This is a genomic window from Sphingomonas sp. 66-10 (assembly GCF_001897045.1).
GTDB classification, from domain to species: domain Bacteria; phylum Pseudomonadota; class Alphaproteobacteria; order Sphingomonadales; family Sphingomonadaceae; genus Sphingomonas; species Sphingomonas lycopersici.
Window position 1 is genome coordinate 4,199 of sequence record NZ_MKRR01000095.1, and the last position, 607, is coordinate 4,805.

Genomic DNA, 607 nt, shown 5'->3' on the forward strand with positions numbered 1-607 from the left:
CAAGGATGTGGCGCTGTTCCTCCCCAAATCCTGGTGGCGGTGGCAGAAGCTTTATCTGCTTTCGACGCCCGTGACGCTCGCGATCGTCAGTTCGTTCGGATTCACGTTGAGGTGGAGCTGATCGTTTAAAGGGCGAAGGCGTCTGAGAGTCGGGCTACCAGGTGCGCCGCGTTGCGGTCGGCCGGGGTGACAGTCAACAGTGGCGCTACTCGCCGAAGCCTTTCGCGTTGGTGGACCTCGGGCTCGCCGAACTCCAGCACCTCCAAGATCCATTGCCTGATCTCGCCGGTCGTGCCTGAACGCGCTTCGATCAGGAAGTCGGGGCGGCAGGGGCCGGCGGGAGTGAGGTGATCAAAGACGGGCTTCTCGACAAAGATATCAAGGCCCTCCTCGGCTAGCTCGCGCCTCGCTTCCAGAAGCGCGCGCAGAACGTCTCGCTCGAACTCGGAATTGACCGGGATGAAGCGACGGCCCGAATAAATCGGTTGGGCAAATGCGCGCAATGGTGCGTAGCCGTGCGCTTCCGGATACTCGCCTGCGACGATCATTACCAGGAACGGCCCCTTCACCGGTTTTCCGGCGAAAGAGAATGACTGCACCCGAGATC

At 61.3% G+C, this 607-nt stretch carries 1 protein-coding gene; it reads right to left on the reverse strand.

Translation table 11 applies throughout. The features are described 5' to 3' along the window. Nucleotides 1–125: 125 nt before the first annotated feature. The coding region (locus BGN95_RS08140) for a DUF8535 domain-containing protein (RefSeq protein WP_502688271.1) at nucleotides 126–607 on the reverse strand (482 nt) is incomplete at its 5' end.